We start from the raw sequence: 18,210 nt of genomic DNA, 5'->3' as shown, positions 1-18,210 counted from the left end.
AGTGCGTCTCGTAGAGAAGGAACCCGAAGTAGCGCAACCGTTGGCGCAGCGTCTCGTAGAGAAGGGCGTAGTCGAAGTGCTGCCTCCTGCCTTCTACTTAGTAGTTCTTAAATCGCTATGATTTTCGGGTGACATAGGGTAAATAAAGCAAGATAATCCAAAACATCATCACTTTGTCAGCTGTTTGTAATGAAGTACCAAGTTGGAGACGAGTTTTTCCAAAGACTACCGCTGATTTTGGCAGGGCCAATTCTCAAACATACTGAAGCTGAATCAGTAACGGTATGGGTAGCGCTCAAACAGTCTTGTCAGGTAGAACTCAAGGTTTATGACACAACAAATGATGGTGAAGTACTGGGAGAATGCTTATTGCAGGGGGAACGCTCTACTTTTGCGTTGGGCAAGTATCTTCACGTTGTTGCTGTCACGGCTCGGTCTACAGTTAGACATCGCCTAATTAACAATCGTATTTATGCATATGACTTGCAGTTAACTGTCGCTAACCAGACTCCCAAAACTCTACAACAAGCATTATGCTCAAACTCCTATCCTACGGTTAGCATCAGCTACTTTGAACATCAAAAACCAACCTTTACCCTACCGCCCAACCGTCTTGAAGATTTGCAAATTGTCCATGCTTCCTGTCGTAAACCTCATGGTTCTGGGTTTGATGCCCTACCGATTCTCGATTGCTTAATTGAGGCATCTGCAAATCAAGCCAAGCGCCGTCCTCACCAGCTATTCCTGACTGGGGATCAAATTTACGGTGATGATGTAGCAGACCCGTCCCTGTGGGTTGCTACTACTCTTGGGGATGCCCTGCTGGGTTGGGAAGAACAACTACCTCTGGGTGGAATGTACTGCACTCCCAAGGAACTGCTACCCGGAGAACGGGCTAAAGTTGCTACAAATGAAGCTGGCTTGACCGCAGGATTACATAATAAATCTGAGAAAGTTGCCAGTCATCTGCTGAGCCTGGGTGAATATTACGCTACTTATTTATTAACGTGGTCACCAGTGTGCTGGCCGGTGGTATTTCCCAAAGGACGCCAAGTAACAAGCGATCGCCGAGCGATTAAAAATTGGAACCGGGCAGTCAAAGATTTACGACAGTTCATTTATACGCTGGGCAAAGTGCGCCGCGCCCTTGCCAATATTCCTGTATACACCATCTTTGATGACCATGATGTCAGTGATGACTGGAATTTAAACCAAGCTTGGTGTTTGCGAGTCCTGGGGCGTCCCTTGGGGCGGCGAGTAGTGCAAAATGCTCTGTTAGCTTACACAGTGTTTCAAGCTTGGGGCAATACACCAGAACAATTTGCAGAAGGTCAATCTGGAGAAAAGCTGCTGGCTGCTGCACAAGCTTGGTCAGCTAAGGAAGGAAAAGATACAAAGGCTGATGAAGCGATCGCTCGTTATGTTGGTATGCCACCCAACGATCCTCACACGGGTTTACCTGTTTTAGTCCGAGACGATTCAGTGTTCATTTTGGCTCGACATCCTGAAGCACTTACTTGGAATTACATAGTCAAGAATGATTGTCATGAAGTGATTGTCTTGGATACACGCACTTGGCGGGGTTACCCAGCAGATCAAAAAGCGATCGCCCCACCGATGCTACTATGTCCAAAAGCTTTTGAGCAACAACTAGTTTTACCTTTACAGCAAGTAGCTCAAGAAACTCAGATTCTAGCCACATTTGTGATTGCACCCACTAATGTATTTGGTTCACAAATAATTGATTGGATTCACCATTGGAATTTAAAACAAGAGAAAGTTTTTTCCACAGATGTTGGTGATGCTTGGAACATCAATGTTGAAGCACTGGCAAAATTTCTAAATACCTTATTTAAGCAACGTCAACAAGTGATTATTTTGTCTGGCGATATTCACTATAGTTTTGCAGCTCGCCTGTCTTATGCACGCACCCATTCACAATTGCAATCGGTTTTAGTACAGCTAACTTCTAGTGCCATCAAAAATGAAGAAGCACTAACACGGTTGATTCATACACGCATGAAAGATTGGTTGTTAGCAGAAAAGCTGCGATATTGGATTGGATGGATGAATCCAGCCAATATGGTAGAAATTTCCGCCAAAAAATTACACCACGATACCTTTACTGCCAAACGCTACCCCACTCAGCTACGCCAACAACAGCAATTAACTGACCCTGACTGGTATTGTGTATTGGAATGGTTAATTCGACAACGCGCTCAGACTTCTAACTGCACAGCAGATATTTCATCATTTATCGCTCCTTGGAAACGAGCGAAAAATACCAAAAGACGATATTTACAACCCCTAATGTTTTGGAAATCTCGCTGGTTTCAAGAAGGGCGAGAAGTAGTTGGATTAAATAACTTAGGTTTGGTTCAGTTTGAGTTTCCAGATGCGGCTAGTTCTTACCAAATTATTCAAGATTCCTATTGGTTTTGTTCTTGGTATCCAACCCAAATTGTTTACAGCCGTTTTGAAACTCAGTTAACGCCCAATCAGGCATTATTGGAGGATTTTAGATTTTAGATTTTGGATTTTGGATTGAGGGACACGAGATAAATCCAAAATTGGGCGTTGCTGAATATAGCAATGAATTGATTTAGTGCAGCAGGGCGCAGCGAATTACGAATTGGTATTACTTCTCCAAGTTCCAGCCCAGGGCTATTGCTACTTGTTGAGCTAATTCTAGGGGATTGAAGGGTTTAGCGATCGCACCGAGCGTTCCTATTTGGGCATAGCGACGGCGATCGGAAGCCTGGATTTTAGCAGTTAATAAAATTACCGGAATTTCTTTGGTTACTGGATTTGCTTGCAACTTTTCAAAGGTGGCAATGCCATCCATCTCTGGCATCATCACATCCAGTAAAATCGCATCTGGCTGGAAAGTCTCGGCTTTAATTATACCTTCTTCACCAGAACCCGCTGTCTCTACTTTCCAGCCTGCGACTGTTTCCAAGCAAATCTTGGCAACTTCTTGAATATATTGCTCGTTATCAACCACTAGAATTCGCTTTGTTGTCATTACCGCTATCCTCTTGTTGGTTGTGAGTAATTCGTTGAAGTAACTCCATCACCCGTTGTTCAAATTCCTCAGTAGTCACACGCCCTTTAGTCAAAAATTCTGTATGTCCTAACTTCAGTCGATTGTGTTCGGACTCATCTAAATCCCTAGCTGAGTATACTAGCACAGGAGTATTACACAGATGATTGTGCTGCTGTAGCCAATCCACCACTGCAAACCCATCACTTTCTGGCAAGATCAGGTCGAGAATCATGAAGTCAGGATTCACTTCTTGACTCAAGCGGATTGCTTCTCGTCCAGTTTTGGCTAGGAAGGTTTCGATCTTATGCCTTTCAAACAGAGTAATAAGCAGTTGGGCTAAATCGGTATCGTCTTCAACAATTAGAACACGGACTCCCTTTGAAGATTTAGCTAACACTTGTCTGAGTGACTCTAACAAATGGTTCTCTGAGAATGGTTTATTTACCCAATTAACAAAATCTACATTAAATTGATTATTTCTATTAGTATTTTGGGAAGTCCGGATCAACGGGAGAGTAACGTAAAAACTGCTACCCTCACCTAACACACTTTCAGCCCAGATGCGTCCACCATGCTGTTGCATAATGCTCTTACAAATTGCCAAGCCTAAACCAGTACCTTCATGATTGCGTGAATCAGAAGAATCAACTTGTTGAAAGCGCTCAAAGATACTCTCAAGTTTGTCAGTTGGAATACCGCGTCCATTGTCTTTGACTGTTAATAAAACTTCATCTCCTTGTTGTTGGACTTGCAACCAAACCGTAGATCCAGGAGACGAAAATTTAATAGCGTTACTCAAGAGATTAGTCAGGGTCTGAACAATGCGATCGCCATCTGCCCATACTTGACCGGAGACATCCGAAATTACTAGCTTCACTCCTGCTTTATCAGCCAGAGGCTGCATGACATTTACAGCTTGAGTGATTAAGTCAACCATATTGCAAACCTCTGGCTCCATTTTCGCCTTACCCGACTCGATGCGCTCAATATCTAGGATGTCGTTGATTAAGCGTACTAAGCGTTCAGTACTATCAGTCGCAATTTGTAGCAGGCGTTTTCCCTGTTCTGAGTCCGTCGGTAGCAAACCACTGGCTAGCATTCCTAGAGAGCCATGAATTGAAGTTAAAGGTGTGCGGAGTTCATGGCTGACCACAGAAATAAACTCATCTTTCATACGTTCGATTTGCTTGCGTTCAGTTACATCACGCAATATAACTGTATAAAATATTTCGTCAGCCATGTCGATTTTGGAGATGGAAGCCTCTGCTGGAAATTCAGTGCCATCCTTGCGGCGACCATATATTTCACGCCGTTCTCCCATGCGGCGGGCAAGATTAGGAGATTTGCCAAAGTCAGCTACATGCTGGCGATGCACCTCGTAAAAGCGCTGCGGCAAGAGTAAGTCAAGTTTTTGTCCAATTACTTCTTGGGCAGAGTAGCCGAAAATTTTCTCTGCTCCTTGATTAAACAATGTGATGCATTGGAAACCGTTAATGGAAATAATTGCATCATCAGCAATATCTAAGATGCGTGCAAATCGGGCTTGAGAAAACCGTAATTCTTCCTGTGTCCGCTGACGTTCATCAAGTTGTGACTGCAACTGTCGATTCACGGTAATTAACTCAGCAGTGCGCTCTGCTACTCTCAATTCAAGTTCGTTGATCGCTTGGAGATTGGCGACTGGGGACTGGGGAGATGAGGGAGTAGTAGTATTTTCTTGTTTTGCTTTTCCGGCTTCCTTGCTCTTTTGGGCTACACGTTGCCGCAATTTTACCCGTTCTAAACGATTGACAATTCGGGTTACTAGTTCTGGCCCGATAATGGGCTTGCTAACAAAGTCATCAGCACCAACGCTAAACACCTGATTTACTATTTCGGCGTCGTTATGCACTGTGAGGAAGACGATGGGTAACTCACTCCAGTGTGGATCGTTGCGTACTACTTGGCAAAGCTCAATACCATTGGTAAATGGTAGTTCCAGATCTAAAATTAGTAGATCTGGTGCAACTGCTTGCAGGGTTTCCCAAAACTGACGCGGATCTTCAAGAGCGATCGCTTTGAATCCCCAAGGACTAAGTAAGGTTTGCAACAATGCCTGAATTTGCGGATCGTCGTCCACAACCAATATTTTAGTTTCTGTGTCCGAGGAATTTTCTGGCGTCGGCGTCGCAGTTTCTAATACCTGGATAGTCGGTGGTGCAGATATTACCGCTGCATTCTTTTCCTCAATTTCTCGACGCAATAACTTTACCCAAGTTTCCAGGTTGTTGATTTGAGATCTATTCAAAGTTTGACTAGAACTGAGTAGCAACTCAATATTCCGTGCCCATTTTGAGCCAAGAGACAAGCCAAAAGTACCTAAAGATCCTGCCAAGGTATGCGCCTCTTTGGCTGCAAGGCTTTGAAATTCAGGATTTGGAGTATTTTGGTTTAAAGCAGCGATCGCTTGCTCCAGCATCCTCACCTGCTCGTCCACCCGCTTTTGAAATCGTTGCCAAATTTCCGCAACTGCCATTAATGTTTGTTGCTGTGGTTGGGGGCTAGGGATTGGGTATTGGGGAGCCACTGCGTTGGGCGGCTTTGCCGACTTGTTCGCTCTTAGCGTTCCATTGGGAGTGCTGTTAGCGGAAGCGGGGCGTTTAGCCTCTGAGGAATTAGGAATTAGGAATTCTTCCCCTGCTTCCTCTGCTTCCCCTGCTCTCCCTACCCCTCTGCCCCTCTGCTCCCCATTCCCTGCTCCCTCTTCGAGTAGTTTCAAACGATAACCGATACCATAAACTGTTTCAATGAAATCACTGGGCGCTCCTGCGGCTTTGAGTTTGTGTCGTAACCCTTTGATATGGGTGCGAACAGCTTCTTCTTGTGGAGTATCTTCATAAGACCAAAGATGTTCTAAAATCATGCTGCAGCTAAATACCCGCTGACTATTTCGCAAAAATAGTTCCAATAGAGCATACTCTTTTGGGGTGAGTGGCAGCAGATTTCCAGCATAGTTGACTTCGCAGCTGCTAGGGTCTAGGCGCAAATTACCACGCTCTAGGATAGGTTGCAAAGTTACGCTTCCACGACGCAATAAGGCCCTGACGCGAGCAACTAACTCCTCTTGGTCAAAGGGTTTAACTACATAGTCATCTGCGCCTGCATCTAATCCGATCGCTTTTTCATGACTACTATCACGCCCTGTCAATAATAGTATTGGGACTTGCAGACCATGAGACCGGATCTGCCGACAAAGGCTAATGCCATCCAACTTGGGCAACATGACATCCAAAAGTATTAAATCAAAATTACAAGTTTGGATGAAATCCCAAGCAACATCACCATCATTGGCAACTTCAACAGCATAGTTTTGGTTAGTTAAAACGGAAGTGAGTGCATAGGCATTGAACTCATCATCCTCTACAACTAAAATTTTCATTTTAAAAGCTTTCCCAACAGGAGTGGATAGAAAAAATAATACCAATTCAAAATTCAAAATTCAAAATTCAGAAAGCTAGACAGAAGAAAGGTTTGGGAGTATGTATCTGTCGCGTTCTTTTTTCCAATTTGTATAACCAGCGAAAATTTAAATAGCAAAATAATTAATATCAACTTTGAATTTTAAAGCATTTTCGACAAGTTTTATCTTTTAGGCTAATACTCATTAATAAATATCAATCAATATTGATTTATTTTCAGTGGAATCTTTTCTACCTGCTTACTGAGCAGCAAATATAATGCCTGTAAGAAGTGTTTCGCCAAGGTTAACTTGATGGTAACCTCTGGATTCTTCTACTGTAATACCATTTTAGGAAATACCTGATTAAGTAGGGGTGTACATCTATACATCCCTACAGTCTATTTATCTATTGCAAAGATTTTAGAAAATGGTGAAATGTCGTGCTTTGGTAATTGTTTATAATCAAAATAAGTTGGGTTAAAGAACGAAATACGATACTAAAATTATCTTTCATATCGAGCTTGAAGCAACACAGAAAAACTAGATTTGATTATCAAATGTTTATCTAAAATTAGTATAATTATATATCTTATGGTAGATGACGAAGAAAGAAAAATATGTAGTATCTTCAAAGTACTTAATAAGCTTTGAAGTCATAAAGCTCTGAGTACGCTACAACAGAAAAAAGCCTCTGCTAAACCTGTGAAAAAACGAGTAACCCTCACCTTCCCCAAACGCGCCGTACAAATGCCAGTAACTTATGTACTGGCTAAAGAGTTCAATGTTGCTGCCAATATTATCCGTGCCCAAGTTGCCCCAAATCAAATTGGCAAATTGGTATTAGAACTATCGGGAGATATCGATCAATTGGATGCGGCGATAGAGTGGATGCGATCGCGCCATGTTAATGTTTCTCATACTTTAGGTGAAATTGCCATCGATCCAGATGTCTGTGTCCACTGTGGCTTGTGTACTGGGGTTTGTCCTACGGAAGCCCTGACTCTGAACCCAGAAACATATAAGTTAACATTCACGCGATCGCGTTGTATTGTCTGCGAACAGTGTATTCCCAGCTGTCCCGTACAAGCAATCTCTACCAATCTTTAACAATCCAAAATTGATATTACCCCAGCCCAAACACATCTGCCATTACACCAGCATCACCCACCAGCCTATTTTTTGCTGGAGAGTCGTAAACTACTAAGACCGAAGGTACGCCAGCGATCTCCTGAAAAAGTGTAATTCCTTCAGCATGTTCTTCCCGATTTCCATAGGGGATATCTTGTACCAAATTTGGATTACTGAAGACATTTTCTCGTAAATTTACACCGTTTATCCAGCGATAAACTTGCACGGGACCATCTAAATCCATCGTTGGCCCGGCTAAAATCAATAAGTCTTTGTCATCTACACACAAATCCCGAATTCCTAAACCATTCAACCAGATAAAATGCTTTTTATATAACTCCTTCAATTCCCCAATTTGCTTTAGTTTCAAAAGTCCAGGACTAGAATCTTCTAACTCTATTTCCAGCACCACAGCCCAACCCCGCAATACAGGGCCGCGCAAACCCAGAAAAATTCGATTTTGATAAATACCTATGCCTTCAATATCAAAGCCATTATCTTTTCCGGGAATTGCTGCTTTAATAAATGACCCTAAATGAGAGTCTTCTGCCAAAGCTGTCATTAGTAAATTACCCTGGTTTGTGACCTCTAACTTAGCAGCATTTAACTGCATATCTGGCTTTTGGGGGTGTGGGCAAGATGAGAATAACTTCCCGTCTATTAAAGGAATCCGTCCTAAGAGGTAACGGTTGGGTTCTGATTCAATTTTTGCTAGCCTTTTCAGGTTTTTGGTATCAGTATTGTCGGGTTTTGGTTTTTTGCGTTTGTAGCTGTGAGAACCAACAAACCATAAGTAATAATCACTATAAGCCAGTCCTTCTATATCAATTTCCTCGTCTTCTGGTGCAGGTAAGTTGATAAATTCTGCTACTCTAAATTGTTGATGATCCGTAAATTTATCAGCATTAACTAAAGACAAACGTTCAATGGTGGAACTTTCATCTGACCCCAACCACAAATACTTCTGCTGTGTTAATAGCACCGCTGATAATTGTTGTATGTGTTCTTTAAAAGTATCTACAAAAGTCAATAAAACTTGATTAAGCAACTGTGAATCGGACATTTTGAATCATCTATATATTTGCGAAAATATTGCTCGTGTTCCTATAATGTATAATTTAACATCTCTAGAAAATATCTAAACATTAAGTAGATGGATCTAAATAAATATAAGATAGTTCATCATTGCGTTCGCTCTTGGTGTTCCCGAAGGGTACGAAGTGAAGCAATTGCAAAGACTGAGATTGCTTGACTTCGTTCGCAATGACATTTTGTATTTAATTTCGCCCAGCTACTTATCATTGATATCAAATTATAAGGATAATCTGCTGGTTCTACATTCGATAGATATTGGTATTTTTGATAAAAATATCAATATTTAATAAGTAGAATAATAAGTTAAAAGTATTTTTTAATAAAAATATCAAAAGCAGGTGCAATTTTTTAACTAATGTTATTATGCAATAACCTGATTAGGTGTCTCATTAAGATTAATTATGAAATTAGCCACACAACCCACGGTAAAAACTCTAGGGGACTACGCCTACCAAGCGATTCAAAAACACTTTAAGAAAAGCTTGAAGTGGGAAAAATCAGTGAAGAAAGATGAAGATCCAGAAGCACTTCACCAAATGCGAGTTGGAATGCGTCGTCTCCGCACGGCTGTAACTAGGTTTGGGATAGCGGTAGATTTGCCCAAACCAGTCAGCGATAAGAATATCGGAAAAATAGCTCGTCGTCTTGGTAGTCTGAGAGATTTAGACGTACTCAAAGAAAGTTTGGAAAACAATTACAAACCAAATTTACCTCGCAAAGAACAAGAATTACTGCAAACAGCTTTTGCAGCTTTGGCTAAACAACGTGAAGACGTACTCTTGAGTGTGCAGAAAACGTTAAAGGATGAGTCTTACAAGTCTTTGAAAGAAGCGTCCCAAAAGTGGCTGGAGAAACCCAGTTATCAACCTTTAGCATCTGTTACTATCCAGCAAGTATTACCAGATTTACTTTTACCGGAAGTGAGTAATTTCTTACTGCATCCAGGTTGGCTAATTGGCACGGAATTTGTGGAATCAGAGTTGAAAGTCCAGAAAAACTGGGAACGAGAAAAGATAGAACACCAACTGACAACCGAAGGCGAAATTCTACATAGTTTGCGAAAAGAAGCTAAACGTATACGCTATCAGATGGAGTTATTTACGGATTTATATGGCGAGTCTTTCGAGGCTTATATGACAGAAGTCAAAAATATCCAAGAAATTTTGGGTATCATGCAAGATACTGCGGTTTTAGGTGAGTGGCTGGAAGGTGTCTTCAAGTCAGAAATTCAAACTCAGCTACCTACTCTTGCTAGTTTGTTAACTGAAAATCGTTACCAATCCTGGCAGCAGTGGCAACCCTTACAAGAAAGATATCTGAAAATTGAAACCAGGCATAGCTTTCATTTAACAATACTGCACCCACTTTCCGGAGTCATAAATTAAAAGTTATACCAATTGGAAAAAAGAATGCGACAAATAGACCATCTGTAGAGACGCGATTCATCGCGTCTTTAGCCAAGGATGTGTTGCAATCATTAATTGAATTGGTATTAGTTTTTATTCGCCAAGGATTGGACTAACGAGCAGACCATTGAAACGCTCAACAGTCCGCACTCAGCAATACTTTGGCTATTCTGGATGCCCTAAATGCGATCGCGTCCTTGTGCTTTTGCCTGATACAAAGCGGCATCTGCACAAGTTTTATCGTGAGTAACCATTGGAATACATACTGTAGTACTTAGACACGAAACAAGGATATGCTTGCAACACAAACCATCATGGATGTTTTCGACAAAATGAGTTTGTCCTCGACGTAATGCAAAGCATTTATCTGCTGAGAATTTAAGATTAACTTAAGTGAATGGCGTTGCTGATTAAGAATATGGATTTGCCGGGCTACGGTCCCGCTTTGCTAACACGCAAAGGGAGCATTTTTCCATCTTGGAATAAACAATCGTTGCGATCGCCAGACGAAGCAGAGGAATATAATCATCAAATGGTTGAAGCGCTTGGAGTGGTGTACTTTGAAGCCACTCCAACTCCGAATTCCCAAATTCGCGAATCGTTCATTAACTTAGCTCAACTAAGGCTACACCTATAGGAAAGTAATACTAATTCGCCATAAGACGCCTACAGATAATGAGACTGTGATGTGCGGGCTGCAAATCGCACACTTCTTGTTATAAATTCTTCAGCCGAGTACTCGTATTTTCCACAAATTTGGTGTATTGTAATTATTCTGTCCAATTGTTCAGTACTCAACTCTATCACAGCATCTTATAGATCTGGCTGAACCTTGTTGAAAGGCTACATCCGCCTCTCAAAGAATCAACGCCCAGATTCTCTTTTTTTTATGACCTCTTTTCCAAACCTTGAGAATATATGAAAATCATCAAAAAGTCTGAAAAGCTAACTCTGAAGAAAATGAAGGAAATGGAAGAAGCTGAAGATCTGCTTCTTCTAGGTGAAACCGTTGATTTATCCGAAGGTGTGGTTGAAGAGAAACCACTAATTAATTCGGAGTATGGAGTAATCAGTGAGGAGTATAAAGAACCTAATTATATTCCAGTACGCGACAATCCTTTAGTTCAATCTGTTGGTAACTCAGGCTGGCAACCTTCTGATATTTGGCGGGAGATCAGAGTGGATAGTTTTTATGATGGATAGAAGAGTGCTTCCCCAACAAACAAATTGCTGAACAATTAAATTTTTAATTGCTGTTTGTGAGTAAAAGCCATTGCTATTCCTTTTTCGTAGTAAGCTGCCTCATTAATAAAAACAGGCCAAACCGTAGATTCCCCTTGATAAACAATTGTTTTGTTATCAAATGTGAGAAACATTGGATCTCCTGGATTCAAGGCTTGGTAATCTTTGTCTTGAAGCTGTGGATGAATCATGCCAAAGATTGTACCATCCTGTTTTTTGGGGTAGTCTACAACAGATAAGTGGTGATAGATAGTTAATGTTTCATTAGTTGTTGGAATTTCACCCTGGTTAAATTGTTCGAGATAGTCTAGAACCACATGAATCAGTTCCTCGGTTTGTTGGAACAACGATGCTTTTAAGACACCTTGGGCAATGGGACCAACCTCCATCGCAAAGCCTAATTCACACAGAGAATTTACAAATGGATTTTCTTCAACTGATTTAAAATAGCAGTAATAAACTTTAACTAAAGGGTTTATTTTGCTCAGATAAGCAGCCAGCTTTAAGTTAAATGGATGAGTGTTTACCAAAATAATTGTCAGACCCATATTAGCTGTAGTGCTATGCAAATCTAAGATGAAATCCGCTTGTTTATCCCCATTTGATGCTAAACTACTTTGAATTGATTTAGCTTGCAATTCTTCGTAACTATTAAGAGTCGGATTTTGTAAATCTTGTCTGAGAAAACAGCGGTTTAAATCCTTGTCTAAATATCGCCTTGTTGCTGCAAAGGACTGAGGATTTGCTAATAGAGTAACTGTCTCAAAACTCGATCTAGTAATCAATTCGGGAAACTGGGCAAATTTTTGGATTAAATAAGCCCCTGTAAACTCATTACCATGAGTTCCACCGATAATTGCAACTCGATTCATTTGGTTCACATCGCACCAACTTTGTTATGCAGCCATCGAGGTATTTTTCTCAATGTAGCTTATAAAGCATTCACTTTGCTGATGCGATCGCGATTATGTGGTTGATTAAGATAGGACATATCAGGGCCATCGGGAATAATTCCACCGGGGTTGAGTGGAAACAAGTTACCGTAGTAGTCGCGTTTGACTGTTTCTACGTCGCAGGTGTCAGCAACACCTGGAAGCTGATATAAATCTCTTAAGTAAGTTCCCAGATTTTCATAGTCTCGAATGCGTCGCCGATTACACTTAAATAAGCTGTAATAGACGCTATCAAAGCGAAATAACGTGGTAAATAAACGCACATCTGCAAGTGTAAGATTATCACCACAGAGATATCGATTAGTTTGCAATGCAGTGTCAATCTCATCGAGAGTTGCGAACACTTCATTACAGGCTTGATTGTATGCTTCTTGACTCTGGGCGAAGCCGCAGCGATACACGCCGTTATTTACCGCGTGGTAAATCTTCTCATTCCACCAGTCAATTTTTTCTTTGAGTTCTTCTGGATAAAGATCCAATGTTGGGTTGTTGGCGAACTCGTTAAATTGAGAGTTGAGCATGACAATAATTTCTGAACTCTCATTGTTGACGATGGTTTTTGTTTGATTATCCCACAGGATTGGAACTGTAACGCGTCCGCTGTAGCCTGGTTCTACTCGCTGATAAAATTCAACTAGTGTGCGACAACCTAGTTCTTCTTCGTTGAATACCCAACCGCCTTCGATGGGAGAAGGAGAGACGATACATACTGATATTACCGCTTCAAGTTTTTTGAGCGATCGCACTACTAAAGTTCGGTGCGCCCAAGGACAACCCAACCCAACATAAAGTCTATAGCGCCCAGCTGCTGGTTGGTAAGGATTCCCCTCTTCCGTGCCGATGAAGTTGCGAAACTGGCTATTAGGACGAATATATGCTCCCGATTTATTGGTAGGAGCCAGCTTTGACATCATTATCCGCCAAAGCGTTGTCCAAACAAACATCCCCAGCCAAATAATCAGCTTTGGAGGAAGCGACCGACCTTTTTTCTTGGGGAGAGTTTTATTATCATCTAATGGGGTTGAGTTGTTCATGGCGACAATCTTGCTTTGAGAGCGATGGACGTTACCACTGTATCTGCCCTTCAATTTTTAGTGGTTAGATTTCCACTCTTTCAATTTACCTTAAGACTGTTACACAAAACCTCAGCCTGTTAGACCATTTCAAACTCTAACTGATGACTATTGAGAAAATCATGGGTGAAATGATCTACCACATTTGTATCAGCTAGTTCTAAATTATAAAAATCCACTGTTTCATGTTCAAAATATGGCCCAGCGTGCCAAGTTCCCTGATGTAATTTAATAAAACAATTTCCGGGAATGCGGAAAGCAGCGATTTTTTCTAACGCTGGTTGATTCACATCATTATTTGGCGGACAAACTGCCATTAACCAATCTTTTCCTGCCAAAGAACCCAAACATTGAGTACATTGCACGTGGCGAGTAATTTTATGAAACTTTCGCCCCCTTTTATCCAACCGCATGATATAAAATCGCGGAATTCCATTTTGCAAGTTTAAGTTGGCATCTTCAGTATCATAAGCTTTGCCGTCTTGACTCGCAAAAATTACCTGTCCGTAAGGCGAAAAGTTTTCTGGCGTTACCCATTGCGCCTGCAATTGTTGTACTGTTTGTGAACTGCTCATATGAAATTTTTTTGAAATAGGTTTCTTATAAGAATTCAGAATTCAGAATTCTGAATTCTACCCCGAAAACAATCTCAGCTAGCTAGATAACTACGTACTTGTTCCTTTTGACGCCTCAGAAGACTCAGAGCTTTTTGTTCTATCTGACGCACGCGTTCTCGACTAATACCCATGCGATCGCCAATTTGTGCTAAAGAAAGTTCATGTCCATCTGTCAGCCCAAAACGCAAGGTTAATATTTCTCGTTGCTGGGGAGATAGCTTTGACAATAAGTTTTGTAAGTCATGGTGCAAGGATTCTTCAGTGGCGTAATCTTCGGGAGAAAGTCCGTCATCTTGCAATATGTCTTGCAATTCTGTATCCTGTTGTTCGCCAACTCGTGCTTCTAGCGAAAATGGCTGACGCGCTAAAAACAAACACTCACGAATTTGGCTGGGTGTCAAAGACAAAGCTTCGGCAATTTCAGCAGTACTGGGAACGCGACCTAACTGTTGAGATAATTCTCGCTGTACCCGCTTAATTTTATTCAGTTTTTCAAAGATGTGAATTGGTAGTCTAATTGTACGTCCTTGTTGAGCGATCGCTCGTGTGATTCCTTGACGAATCCACCAGTAAGCATAGGTAGAAAACTTATAACCAAGAGCAGGATCGAATTTATCTACCCCTCGTTCTAAACCCAAAGTCCCCTCTTGGATTAAATCCATAAATTCTAAGTTGCGGTGCTGGTATTTTTTCGCCACAGCTACCACTAACCTGAGGTTAGCTTGAATCATTTTCTGCTTGGCTTGCTGTCCTGTATTTAGCTGTTGCTCCAACTCCTGAACACTCAAGTTCATTTGGTCTGCCCATTCTTGCAGCGTGGGTTCATGCTTTAGTTTCACAGCCAATTCTTCTTTAGCTACTACTAAATTCATCATCTGCTGCACTTGTTGGGCAAAAATAACTTCTTGCTCACGAGTCAACAAATCTACACGCCCGATCTCTTGCAGATAAATACGCACAATATCATCTGTAGTTCGAGCTTTTTTATCTGCAACTAAACTTTTCTTCTTTGTTTTTTGAACTTCGGTTTGTGGAGATGTTAAGTTGCTCATGGTTATTCACTCCTATGTAACCTCATGAATTTATTGGTATCAAGTCTAGATACCCAGACACATAGCCCTTTTACACCGCTAATCTACTCATTGGCAAGACTAATGAATTTCCCTCTTCGATACATTAAAAATCAATTATTGAAAATAATCAACTCAAAATCAACTGTATCGTGATATTACCATCTTAAATACTGACAAATCAATTACCAAAGGTATTATTTAGCATATATTTTCAAGTAGTCACACTCCCCGAGATGTGCCTTTTGCATATCCTCAAGTTTCTTGAATACAAAATCAACCTTTTTGCCTCTAACTTATGATGAAATTATTTAATTAAATAGTAAATAATTTATTTATACATAATTAACCTTCAGATAGAATTCTAGTTTATGGTGTCCAGTTTACCACTAATTCACGATTGCCAACATTACGGACTTGAATCCAGAATTTAAAACTAACTAAAAACATTGATTAAAAAATAAAATTGGCTATATATTCTCTATATTCGAGATGAATTTCAAAGTATGCAAAGTGTTGTTAGAGTAATTTTTTGTTGAAAAATCACCATTTATTCTTGTAAACTTGCTCGGCGAGCATCAGACAAAAGCTATATAAAATCAACTTTAAAGAGATTTGAGGCGTCAAATAAACACGCGGATATCTGTGGCGATCGCACTTGTGCCAGATTGCACGCAGATATGTGCATCAATTTTGGTATTATGGGTGTAATAGTTAGTGACAACATTCTTCAGACTAAAAGTAGTAACAGTGGTCACATTAACACCAAGGATAATAGTTGGCAAGATAACAACACCCGCGATCGCTCCTAACATTCTCTGAAAGTAATAGGCAATAGGCAATAGGCAATAGGCAATAGGTAATAGTAAAAAAGACGGCTCAAGGTGTACTGAGTTTTTTCACGAAATCAAATACTAGTCTTATAGATTGATACAAATAGGCGGCAGGGGAGCAGGGAGCAGGGGAGAAAGAATTTTCGTGAAATGGTATAAGACCAAAACACTTGTAGAGACGGCGATTTATCGCGTCTGGTAAAACCCACAATTTTGTACAATTACCCCTTAACTGAACCGTATTACCCCATTGCCCCATTGCCCCTTGCCCATTGCCCCTTACCCCTTGCCCATTGCCCCTTGCCCCTTGCCCCTTGCCCCTTGCCTCATTACCTTGTCCTTAACAACTGTACAAAAGTATTACTCACCGTATTGTCTTTGGTGTCGGCGGCGTATTGAATCAATTCTTCCCGCAATTTTTTGGCTGCATCTATCTCAAGTAAGGTTGCTAGCAGGAAGTAAACGCCACGAAATCGGGGGTCGCCCATTCTATCAACTAATAGTCCTTCGGCGGCATCAGTTTCACCCAGAAAGTTTTGCACTAAGAAGAAATCCATGATTTTATCGTGGCGGAAGTTCCATTCTTTCTTGGCTTCGCCTTTTTCATCTTGCCACTGACGGCTGACTACCATTTTGTATTTTTCGTCTTCTAAAGACATAGCAACTTGGTAAAATTCATCTGCGGGTAAGGCTTGTTTGTCTTCGAGTCGCATTTGGTAGACAGCGGCGGAGAATTTCTTTAAGGGAAATTCTTGATTCCATTCTTTGAGGTATTCTGCCGCCATTAAATTGTATTGCTGTTCTTGCAGGCGAAACAAGTTTGGGTGTTTGCCTTGTGATAACATCAGCGCTACCACTGTTAAATCCATTGGATTGGAAAGAATTCGGCGGACAGCATCTAACTCTTCTTGGGATTGCTGGTTATTGAGGACTTCTTTTAAATAATTGGTGCAAGCTTGGGCATAATCAGCACCTTGAATTTTGGCATCTTGGGGAAGTCGCGGCTGACGGGAGATCAAAAACTCTTGAATTTGTTGTTGTTCGAGGGGCTGCAAGTAGTAGGTTTTGGCTGTTGAGGGGGGCGTCCACTCTAGGGGCTGGGTAGTCATTATAATGTTGCCCCGGAAATAGCTTTCGACAAACTGGCAGATTTTGGCGCGGGTTTCGGCGGTGACTTCGTTGAGTCCGTCGATGCAGATGTCAATTGCACCACTGTAAATCAGGTTTTTTAAGAAGTCGGCATCTTGGGCTTGGCCGTGTAGCTTGTCTTGGATGGCTTCAATTACGCCTTTATGACACTTTTGGGCGGGGAGATAGACAAGAATTTGCTGGGAGTTTTTGACCAGATGGCGCAAAAACATCGACTTGCCTAAACCAGAATCGCCTTCTAAGACAATTTGCCCTTTGATACTGGGTAATGCTGCGGTGACTGGGAGGATTTCTTCGGAGGCGGGAATTTTGACTCTGGACTCTGGGAAGTATGATTGGTCATTAAAGTTATCTAAGCCTGCATCGGCTAATAGAGAAGGCTGGAACGGCTCAAACAGTTTGCGGCGCAGGAACGGAACCCAGGCGAGGAGAAAGCCGACATAGCCGATACCAAAAATTCGGCGTACCCACGGGTTCCAAAAAAAGATGGCTTGGACTTGGGGAAATTTGGGGTAGGCAAAGATGAGGGCTAGCCACAAGGCAGCATGGATGAGGATAGTATTTCTGCCGCGGACAAACCATCGCCACACCTCCAGATTATCTATAACTGACTGCACCGCATTCGCATGGGTGGAGTTGACTTGTTTGAGGTTGTTGTAATGGCTTTGCAGTAAGAGAAGATTATCTAATTTCCAAGGCACGTTTTTGTTAGTGGCAACTTCGGAAATTTGCTTGGCTAAGTCTTCACTTAATTCTGTGAACTCCTGACTAGGTTCCCAGGCTTTGAGAAAAACCTCTAGTGTTTTCTTGCCCTGTTCGTGGGTAAGTTTAGGAGGAACTGCTTTTCTATCTGGTCTGCCTACCCATGTGAGTAGCGTTTTTACTTCATCATTGCCACCACTCAGGAAATAAGTCAAAAACCGCCAATATTCAAAATTTCCGTCTGATTTAAGGCTTGACTGGTTTGGTTCATAGGCATAATTCAAAACTACAACAACCTCTTCCAACTTGAGTTGTTTTATATTTTCCAATGCCTCAGCCGCACTGCCACGAAGATTTGAGTCAACCTTTTCATCCTTGAGGAAGTTAAGGATGTCAGGGATATACTTGGTAGCCGCCTCTCCCAGGTTGCCCAATGCTGATGCCGCACTGCCACGAA

General features: G+C 41.4%; 14 protein-coding genes and 1 pseudogene. 6 read left to right on the top strand and 9 right to left on the bottom strand.

Features of this window, described 5'->3' with window-relative positions:
• Window positions 1-189 precede the first annotated feature (189 nt).
• Entirely contained in the window at window positions 190-2,529 is a 2,340-nt protein-coding gene (locus tag ACM0OY_RS15625; protein ID WP_414569758.1) for a PhoD-like phosphatase, read from the top strand.
• Between the two features lie 109 nt (window positions 2,530-2,638).
• Here the strand turns inward: ACM0OY_RS15625 and ACM0OY_RS15620 are convergent, their stop codons facing one another.
• A complete protein-coding gene (locus ACM0OY_RS15620) occupies window positions 2,639-3,025 on the bottom strand; it encodes a response regulator (RefSeq protein WP_414569757.1) in 387 nt (128 codons plus the stop codon).
• A complete protein-coding gene (locus ACM0OY_RS15615) occupies window positions 2,997-6,464 on the bottom strand; it encodes a response regulator (protein ID WP_414569756.1) in 3,468 nt (1,155 codons plus the stop codon). The genes ACM0OY_RS15620 and ACM0OY_RS15615 overlap by 29 nt, the downstream gene beginning before the upstream one ends.
• A gap of 723 nt (window positions 6,465-7,187) precedes the next feature.
• On the opposite strand from ACM0OY_RS15615, the gene ACM0OY_RS15610 reads away from it, so the two are divergent.
• On the top strand, window positions 7,188-7,592 hold the full coding sequence (locus ACM0OY_RS15610; protein ID WP_414569755.1) for an NIL domain-containing protein: 405 nt from the start codon (window positions 7,188-7,190) through the stop codon (window positions 7,590-7,592).
• 16 nt (window positions 7,593-7,608) lie between these two features.
• On the opposite strand, the gene ACM0OY_RS15605 is transcribed toward ACM0OY_RS15610, so the two are convergent.
• Window positions 7,609-8,676 (bottom strand): DUF3616 domain-containing protein, encoded by a 1,068-nt coding sequence (locus tag ACM0OY_RS15605; protein ID WP_414569754.1) that lies wholly within the window; start codon window positions 8,674-8,676, stop codon window positions 7,609-7,611.
• A 433-nt stretch (window positions 8,677-9,109) separates the two neighbouring features.
• Here ACM0OY_RS15605 and ACM0OY_RS15600 point away from each other — a divergent pair, with 433 nt between their 5' ends.
• From ACM0OY_RS15600 to ACM0OY_RS15585, 4 genes are all read left to right on the top strand, one after another.
• Window positions 9,110-10,093, top strand: a complete 984-nt coding sequence (locus ACM0OY_RS15600) for a CHAD domain-containing protein (protein WP_414569753.1) — start codon at window positions 9,110-9,112, stop codon at window positions 10,091-10,093.
• Window positions 10,094-10,241: 148 nt separating this feature from the next.
• On the top strand, window positions 10,242-10,364 hold the full coding sequence (locus ACM0OY_RS15595; protein ID WP_414569752.1) for a hypothetical protein: 123 nt from the start codon (window positions 10,242-10,244) through the stop codon (window positions 10,362-10,364).
• 168 nt (window positions 10,365-10,532) lie between these two features.
• The gene (locus ACM0OY_RS15590; RefSeq protein ID WP_414569751.1) at window positions 10,533-10,751 is read left to right on the top strand and encodes a hypothetical protein; all 219 of its coding nucleotides are present in this window, start codon (window positions 10,533-10,535) and stop codon (window positions 10,749-10,751) included.
• 281 nt (window positions 10,752-11,032) lie between these two features.
• Window positions 11,033-11,317, top strand: coding sequence for a hypothetical protein (locus ACM0OY_RS15585; RefSeq protein WP_414569750.1), 285 nt, complete (start codon window positions 11,033-11,035; stop codon window positions 11,315-11,317).
• A gap of 35 nt (window positions 11,318-11,352) precedes the next feature.
• Here ACM0OY_RS15585 and ACM0OY_RS15580 read toward each other — a convergent pair whose 3' ends face one another.
• The 6 genes and pseudogenes from ACM0OY_RS15580 to ACM0OY_RS15555 form a co-directional block, all read right to left on the bottom strand.
• Window positions 11,353-12,237: an aspartoacylase gene (locus tag ACM0OY_RS15580; protein ID WP_414569749.1), complete on the bottom strand. Its 885-nt coding sequence runs from the start codon at window positions 12,235-12,237 to the stop codon at window positions 11,353-11,355.
• Between the two features lie 50 nt (window positions 12,238-12,287).
• Entirely contained in the window at window positions 12,288-13,343 is a 1,056-nt protein-coding gene (locus ACM0OY_RS15575) for a glutathione S-transferase family protein (protein ID WP_414569748.1), read from the bottom strand.
• A 119-nt stretch (window positions 13,344-13,462) separates the two neighbouring features.
• On the bottom strand, window positions 13,463-13,957 hold the full coding sequence (locus ACM0OY_RS15570) for an ureidoglycolate lyase (RefSeq protein WP_414569747.1): 495 nt from the start codon (window positions 13,955-13,957) through the stop codon (window positions 13,463-13,465).
• A gap of 74 nt (window positions 13,958-14,031) precedes the next feature.
• Window positions 14,032-15,051: an RpoD/SigA family RNA polymerase sigma factor gene (locus ACM0OY_RS15565; RefSeq protein ID WP_414569746.1), complete on the bottom strand. Its 1,020-nt coding sequence runs from the start codon at window positions 15,049-15,051 to the stop codon at window positions 14,032-14,034.
• 641 nt (window positions 15,052-15,692) lie between these two features.
• Window positions 15,693-15,911, bottom strand: a complete 219-nt coding sequence (locus ACM0OY_RS15560) for a DUF3172 domain-containing protein (protein ID WP_414569744.1) — start codon at window positions 15,909-15,911, stop codon at window positions 15,693-15,695.
• Window positions 15,912-16,231: 320 nt separating this feature from the next.
• Window positions 16,232-18,210 (bottom strand): annotated as a pseudogene (locus tag ACM0OY_RS15555) (PBS lyase); the annotation flags it as partial.

This window comes from Nostoc sp. CCY 9925 (assembly GCF_963920935.1).
In the GTDB taxonomy this organism is placed as follows: domain Bacteria; phylum Cyanobacteriota; class Cyanobacteriia; order Cyanobacteriales; family Nostocaceae; genus Nostoc.
Note: the sequence above shows the minus strand (reverse complement) of the source record. Positions and strands in the feature narration are given on the sequence as shown.